8 protein-coding genes are annotated in these 5,848 nt (G+C 56.7%); all 8 read left to right on the forward strand.

The window, feature by feature from the left end:
* The first annotated feature begins 235 nt into the window (after positions 1-235).
* The 8 genes from AC4FIC_RS14800 to AC4FIC_RS14835 all read left to right on the forward strand — a co-directional run bounded on the left by AC4FIC_RS14800 (position 236) and on the right by AC4FIC_RS14835 (position 5,690).
* On the forward strand, positions 236-583 hold the full coding sequence (locus tag AC4FIC_RS14800) for a hypothetical protein (protein WP_100258410.1): 348 nt from the start codon (positions 236-238) through the stop codon (positions 581-583).
* A gap of 102 nt (positions 584-685) precedes the next feature.
* The gene (locus AC4FIC_RS14805) at positions 686-1,123 is read left to right on the forward strand and encodes a DUF411 domain-containing protein (protein WP_100258409.1); all 438 of its coding nucleotides are present in this window, start codon (positions 686-688) and stop codon (positions 1,121-1,123) included.
* Complete coding sequence (locus tag AC4FIC_RS14810; RefSeq protein ID WP_100258408.1) at positions 1,123-1,725, forward strand: c-type cytochrome; 603 nt, start codon at positions 1,123-1,125, stop codon at positions 1,723-1,725. Before AC4FIC_RS14805 ends, AC4FIC_RS14810 begins: the two co-directional genes overlap by 1 nt.
* 73 nt (positions 1,726-1,798) lie before the next feature.
* Positions 1,799-4,312, forward strand: coding sequence for a heavy metal translocating P-type ATPase (locus tag AC4FIC_RS14815; protein WP_490359436.1), 2,514 nt, complete (start codon positions 1,799-1,801; stop codon positions 4,310-4,312).
* Complete coding sequence (locus AC4FIC_RS14820; RefSeq protein WP_100258406.1) at positions 4,309-4,500, forward strand: heavy-metal-associated domain-containing protein; 192 nt, start codon at positions 4,309-4,311, stop codon at positions 4,498-4,500. The genes AC4FIC_RS14815 and AC4FIC_RS14820 overlap by 4 nt, the downstream gene beginning before the upstream one ends.
* Positions 4,501-4,503: 3 nt before the next feature.
* Positions 4,504-5,010, forward strand: coding sequence for a c-type cytochrome (locus AC4FIC_RS14825; RefSeq protein ID WP_100258405.1), 507 nt, complete (start codon positions 4,504-4,506; stop codon positions 5,008-5,010).
* Between the two features lie 171 nt (positions 5,011-5,181).
* A complete protein-coding gene (locus AC4FIC_RS14830) occupies positions 5,182-5,469 on the forward strand; it encodes a BrnT family toxin (RefSeq protein WP_100258404.1) in 288 nt (95 codons plus the stop codon).
* Entirely contained in the window at positions 5,466-5,690 is a 225-nt protein-coding gene (locus AC4FIC_RS14835; RefSeq protein ID WP_100258403.1) for a CopG family antitoxin, read from the forward strand. The genes AC4FIC_RS14830 and AC4FIC_RS14835 overlap by 4 nt, the downstream gene beginning before the upstream one ends.
* Positions 5,691-5,848: the final 158 nt, after the last annotated feature.

Genomic DNA, 5,848 nt, shown 5'->3' on the forward strand with positions numbered 1-5,848 from the left:
TCGCGCAGGTTAAGGGTCTCGCACGCGCCATCGAAGTTGAGCTGCGTTAGGGCGCAAGTGTACCGTCGGCCAGGCGCACCCAGCACAGATGCCAGCGATCGGCATCCAGCGTTGGCCGAATCAGCACGAGGGCCAATTAGCGTATCAGCAGCCTTACCAGAGGTTTACCTAGGACAAGGGGCACCCGTTTCAACTTCTGGTATTATTCGCTAATCATATTTTCATCGGGTGGGTTATGAGGCGCGGGCAAGCCATAGAGGTTCGTTTTCTCCTGCTATTTTTGCTGGTTACCTTGCTGCTGGCCGCTCAGTCGCATGGCATGGCAACCACTGGGGGTCATTGCCACGTAAACGCCCAGGCGGGCATCAGCGCAGAGGCGCAGATGCCGACCACCTGTTCCGATGCAGACATGGATCCGGCGCCGTCCGATTGCGCTCAACATCTGTGCTCCGGTGCGGTTGTGGTACTGAGCAACGCCTCAGTCCAGCCAATCCAGCCGATGTCGACGCCCCTAAGGGCCTCGATCGACATCACGCCTCCGCTCTGCTTTACTCAAATAATCTATCGGCCGCCGCGCGTCTAATTTTTGTGTCACCCAAAAACAGACCCACCCCTCTGTGGCCAAAACAGTTGGGTATCACGGCCACGCCCTGCGCGCTCGCCGCCAAGAATTTTAGGAGAACCCATGAAAACTCTATTAAGAAGTACTGCCGTTATTTTAGTTATGATATTTTCGTTCGCATTTGCCGAAGCGATTACCGTTTATAAATCACCGACCTGCGGTTGCTGTCAGGAATGGGTTGGGTTGATGGAATCGGCCGGTCACAGCGTTACGGTTGAACATCCCGTCGATCTGGACAAAACCAAACAACAGTTGGGCGTGCCGAAAGCGTTGGGGTCTTGCCACACGGCGGTGATTAATGGCTACCTGTTCGAAGGCCATATTCCAGAAGTCGATATAGTAGCCTTTCTAGCCAATCCGCCGGTGGGGGCCAAGGGCTTAGCGGTACCCGGTATGCCGGCCCGTTCGCCGGGCATGGCCGCGCAAGGCCAAGCCTACCAAGGCTTTAAGGTCATCGGTTTTGATGACCAGGGCAACTATTCGCTGGCGCGCCAATACTGATGTTTGGGCCCAAGAGGTTCGTGCAGGCCTGCACCATTGTTTTGGCTCTGGCCGGCATCGAGCCAGTCTTGGCCGCGGCGGGCGATGAAAGCCCGGAGGATGATCCGGCAGCGGCCCTGGCCGCCGGGCAAGAGCTGTATCTCAGCGCCGGTGGTTACGGTTGCCTGGTCTGCCACGGCCAGGTGGCACATGGCGCTGGTCAGGTGGGCGGGATGATCCGCGGCGCGACCCTAGCTCAATTCCAGACCAGCTTGGAGCAGGTGCCGGTTATGGCGTTGTTGGCACCCTCGCTGTCGATGACCGATCGCCTGAACATCGTTGAGTATCTGAACTACCTCGGTGACCTGCCGCTGGTCTCACTCACCTACAGAGACGGCCACTGGCAGGCGCAAACCCAGGTCCTACAAGTCGGGCAGTGGGCGCAACTGGTGCTCTACAACGACAGCTTTGAGACTCAGTCGCTCGACCTGGCAGAGCTAGGACTAGCCACCCTGGCGGTGCTGCCACTGGCTACCTTAGATATACTCTGGCGACCGACATCGGCCAGCTTCGCTCTGGCCGGTGTGGCGCCGATTCAGGCAATGCCCCTTGACCTTAGATAGCCTCTAAGCCTTATTCTAGTCCCAGCTTAAGTTGGCAGTGCCCAGTCACTGCCCAAGCTAAAAGGAGGCACATATGACAACAATACCTAACGTTTCATCGGCCAATGAACCCGGTGCACCCACCCCAGGCACCCATTGGGTGGTTCCCGTGACCGGTTTAACCTGCGCCAGCTGCGTTACGCGCTTGGAAAAAGCCCTTAGTAAGCGCCCCGGCGTGACCTCGGCCAGCGTCAATCTGGCGTTGGAAACCCTCGATGTGGCCTTAGCCGCCGACCAACCGGCCACGGTGCTGCCCGACTGGGTGGCAGCGAGTGGTTTTGGTTTGCAGGAAAATGAACGCAACCTGACGGTTAAAAACGTCACCTGCGCTAGCTGTATCAATCGCATTGAAAAAGCGTTGCTGAAGATGGATGGCGTATTCTCCGCCACGGTCAATCTGGCCAATTCGCAATTGCAGGTGCGCTGGTATACCGGCTTGGTTAGCCTGGCCGATATCAAAAACCGTTTAAAACAACTCAATTACCCGGCCCTGCCCGAAGCGGAGTCGGCGCAAACGCCAGCCGCGCGGACCGGTCATTCGCTGCGGCCGACCTTGATCGCCGCCGCCCTGTCCTTACCGATGGTGGTCACCATGGTGGCCAGTCTGCTCGGTGCCAATTGGATGTTACCGGGTTGGGTGCAATTTGCCCTGACCACACCGGTGCAGTTCTGGCTCGGTTGGCGTTTCTACGTCGGCGCTTACCATGCCGTGAAAAACGGTTCGGCCAATATGGACGTGCTGGTCGTGATGGGCACCTCGGCCGCCTATTTCTACAGCCTCTATTTGTGGTTGGCACTGGGCAGCGGCCATCTCTATTTTGAAGCGTCGGCTGTGGTGATCAGTCTGATCTTGCTCGGTAAATGGATGGAAGAACGCGCCAAGCGTTTCGCCGGTGATGCCATCCGTAAGTTGATGCAATTGCAGCCGCCCAATGCGCAACGCTGGCAGGGTAAGGAACTGCATACTACGCCGGTCACCGAGTTGGTCATCGGCGATGAAATTCAAATTCACCCGGGTGACACCATTGCCGCCGATGGCCTGATCCTGGACGGCACTACCAGTGTTGATGAAGCCATGCTCACCGGGGAGAGCCTGCCGGTGAGTAAAGCGCCGGGCGCCGTGGTGATGGCCGGCACTCACAATGGTAATGGCAGCGTGCGGGTGCGCGTGCACAGCTCGCCCGACCAGTTCCGGCTCAAGCAGATCGTACAGTTGGTTAACGACGCCCAGATGAAGAAGCCTGAGATCCAGAAGCTGGTCGATCAGATCGCCGCGGTCTTTGTCCCGGTGGTGATCCTGATTGCCATGCTCACCCTAGGTCTGCAATGGTGGCTGGTATCCTTTGACAGCGCCCTGATGGCGGCTGTCTCGGTATTGGTCATCGCCTGTCCCTGCGCCCTGGGCTTGGCCACCCCGACTGCCATTATGGCGGCCAGCGGCGTCGGCGCCCGGCGCGGTGTGTTGATTCGGAATATCGATCAGCTCCAGGTGCTCGCCGAGACCGATACCATCGTGTTCGATAAGACTGGCACCCTGACCGTCGGCCGGCCCACGGTGGCGTTATTCCGTCAGTGGTCTGCCGAGGGCGCGTCTGGCGCAACCGAGCACGATGCCGATCTGCTCGGTCTGATCAAGGCCGTGCAGCAGAAGAGTCAACATCCACTGGCCGCAGCCATGGTGACCTATCTGGCCGATGCCCAGAGTCCGGAGCAGAGCTTCGACTTTACCAATGTCTCCGGTCAGGGTGTTGTCGCTCGTACCGAGCAGGATCAGTTGCTGATCGGTAATGAGCGGCTCTTGACCAGCCACGACCTGGCGATCGACCCGGCCTTTATGGCCGGCGCAGCCGACCACCACAGTCGGGTCTGGGTCGCCTTGAATGGCCAGATTCGCGCCCGGTTTGATATCAGCGATCTGCTGCGTGACGATGCCCAGGCGACCATTACCGCTCTGCATCGCGCCGGTATCCAGACCTGGATGTTGTCGGGCGACCATGCGGCTGCGGCCAACGCCGTGGCCGAGCAATTGTCGATCGATAATGTGCTCGCCAATCTGTTACCGGAACATAAGTCCCAGGCCATCGAACAACTGAAAAACAAACGCCGCAAGGTGGTGATGATTGGTGATGGCATCAACGACGCGCCCGCCTTGGCCGCGGCCGATGCCAGCATCGCGCTGGGCAGCGGTACCGATGTTGCCATGGACGCCGCCGGCCTGACGCTGATGCGTCCGGAATTGGGGTTGGTGCTGGAAGCCATCCAGATTGCCAAAAAAACCCGACTCAAGATTCAGCAGAATCTATTCTGGGCCTTCATCTACAATTGCATTGGCATTCCGTTAGCCGCCTTTGGGCTGCTCAGCCCAGTGATTGCCGGCGCCGCTATGGCCTTTTCCAGCGTCAGCGTGGTCAGCAGCTCGATTTTATTGCTAACCTGGAATCCGAAAAGCCCGCTTGCAGGCAAGCAAACGGGACCCAATAAATCAGCCGAGCCTGATAAACAGGCCAAAGCTCATCAACAAACCGAACCAACGAGGACACCCCTATGATCGAACTTACCGTCAGCGGCGCCACCTGTCAGGGTTGCGTGAAGTCCATTGAAAAGGCCGTCAGCCTGGTTGACGGCGTGACCTCAGTGCACTTTGATCTGGACAGTGGCATTGCCCAGATCGATGGCAATGACAATATCGAGCAACTGACGGACGCGATTGAAGCGGCCGGCTTTGAGGTACCCTGAGTAATGAGAGCCATTAAGCTAGTGCGCCGTTTTGAGCCGCAGAACCGGCTTGCCCTACTGTCAGGCCTGGCCATAGTGGTTTTGGCCGGTTGCAGTCCAAGCCCGGAGGTCGCGACCACGGCCGCCAATGTCTCGCTCCAGGCCGATGGCCAAACGGGGCGTTGGTATAGCACGGCACAGGCCGAGGAAGGCCAACAGCTTTACGGCCAATATTGCGCAGCCTGCCATGGCCCGGAGGCCGCCTCGACCACTGCATGGAAAACGCCAGACGCCAATGGCGACTATCCACCACCGCCCCTGGACGGCAGTGCGCACGCTTGGCACCATCCCTTGGCGCTGCTCGATAAGGTGATTCGTGAGGGGGGTGGGCCCATGGGCGGCGCGATGCCCGCGTGGGGTGAGGTGTTAAACACCGAACAACGTCTGGCGGTGATTGCAGGGTTTCAAAGCTACTGGACGCCGCAGATCTATGATTTGTGGCTAGAGCGGGAGCAGGCCAGCCGGGAATGATCAGTGTGGACGACGCGGAGGACAGAGCAACGCGGCTTCCAGTAAGAAGCCTATTTGGTTAATCGATACTTGCTCTTTCGGTGGAAGTGCGGAATCAGAGAGTTTTAAAGAAGGATTTGCAACTCACTGGGCACTTCTTGACTAGTTTCGAGATGTACATACAATGTACGCATGATTAGATTCGAGTGGGACCCTGTGAAAGGGGAAGGCAATCGGCAAAAACATGGTGTTAGCTTCGATGAGGCTCAGTCGGTGTTCTATGACGAGTATGCTGTTCAATTTTACGATGAGGTGCATTCTGGCAGGGAAGAGCGATTTCTTTTGCTTGGTCTAAGTAACGTGACGCGAGTTCTGCTTGTCTGCCATTGCGAACGAGATAGCGGTGAAACGATCCGAATAATATCTGCACGTAAGGCTACAAAGAAGGAGCGTGAAAATTACCGAGGTGGCAACCCATGAAAACTGAATACGATTTATCACAAATGAAATCACGTAAGAATCCTTACGCATCAAAACTCAAAAAGCCCGTGACTATGCGGCTTAGTGAGGATGTCATCGTTTATTTCAAAAAAATGGCAGAAGAAGACGGTGTTCCCTATCAAAGCCTAATTAATCTATATCTTCGTGATTGTGTTGCTCAACACCGCAAGATAGATATTACCTGGCCCGCAAAACCCTAACTATACGCACAAGGATCAAACGGGTCAGAGTCGTTGATTTTCTAACGCTCGCGGTAGCACATAAGCGTTATGAGTAAATGGAGGTTTTATCTAAATGGAACAAATTAGCTTTTTTGGAAGGCTTGCTCCGTTGATCTTATCAGGTCGAAAGACAGCAA

Source organism: Reinekea sp., assembly GCF_982785585.1.

What these genes read in the sequence shown, in the direction of transcription:
- AC4FIC_RS14800 (WP_100258410.1), top strand. Translation starts at nt 236, where the DNA reads ATGAGGCGCGGGCAAGCCATAGAGGTTCGTTTTCTCCTGCTATTTTTG.
- AC4FIC_RS14805 (WP_100258409.1), top strand. Translation starts at nt 686, where the DNA reads ATGAAAACTCTATTAAGAAGTACTGCCGTTATTTTAGTTATGATATTT.
- AC4FIC_RS14810 (WP_100258408.1), top strand. Translation starts at nt 1,123, where the DNA reads ATGTTTGGGCCCAAGAGGTTCGTGCAGGCCTGCACCATTGTTTTGGCT.
- AC4FIC_RS14815 (WP_490359436.1), top strand. Translation starts at nt 1,799, where the DNA reads ATGACAACAATACCTAACGTTTCATCGGCCAATGAACCCGGTGCACCC.
- AC4FIC_RS14820 (WP_100258406.1), top strand. Translation starts at nt 4,309, where the DNA reads ATGATCGAACTTACCGTCAGCGGCGCCACCTGTCAGGGTTGCGTGAAG.
- AC4FIC_RS14825 (WP_100258405.1), top strand. Translation starts at nt 4,504, where the DNA reads ATGAGAGCCATTAAGCTAGTGCGCCGTTTTGAGCCGCAGAACCGGCTT.
- AC4FIC_RS14830 (WP_100258404.1), top strand. Translation starts at nt 5,182, where the DNA reads ATGATTAGATTCGAGTGGGACCCTGTGAAAGGGGAAGGCAATCGGCAA.
- AC4FIC_RS14835 (WP_100258403.1), top strand. Translation starts at nt 5,466, where the DNA reads ATGAAAACTGAATACGATTTATCACAAATGAAATCACGTAAGAATCCT.